At 68.3% G+C, this 429-nt stretch carries 1 protein-coding gene; it reads right to left on the bottom strand.

Annotated features, from left to right (window positions below; all coding sequences use genetic code 11):
* A partial coding sequence (locus RB628_RS41520; protein WP_318325784.1) for a polyketide synthase occupies positions 1-429 on the bottom strand: 429 nt, incomplete at both ends.

The following is a 429-nucleotide window of genomic DNA, read 5'->3' as shown; positions in this document are numbered from 1 at the left end:
ACGGCCGGCAATGACCGTCCGGCGACAAGAACCCGCCCTCCATATACCGGTAGCCCGCCCCCTGCCCCGGATCCGCGAAAACGGCACCCGCCAGGGCCATGTCGCCCTCGCGGTTGATCAGGCTCTGGCACGCAAGGTGCAAGGCCACCAGCCCCGTCGAACACGCCGTCCGCAGTGACAGGCTGGGGCCTGTCAGGCCGATTTTGTAGGACACCCGGGATGCGAGGAATCCGAGTTCGTTGCCGACCAAGACCTGGCTTCGGCCCAGCAGCTTCATCAGCCCGCGGTCGGCATGGATGCGGGACACGTACTGGTTGGAGCCCGCGCCGCCGAACACGCCGATGCTGCCAGGGAAGCGGGCGGCGTCGTACCCAGCGTCCTCCAGCGCCTCCCAGGCCGTCTCCAGGAACAACCGGTGCTGCGGGTCCA

The sequence above is a fragment of the Streptomyces sp. ADMS genome (assembly GCF_033441795.1).
Taxonomy (GTDB): domain Bacteria; phylum Actinomycetota; class Actinomycetes; order Streptomycetales; family Streptomycetaceae; genus Streptomyces.
Note: the sequence above shows the minus strand (reverse complement) of the source record. Positions and strands in the feature narration are given on the sequence as shown.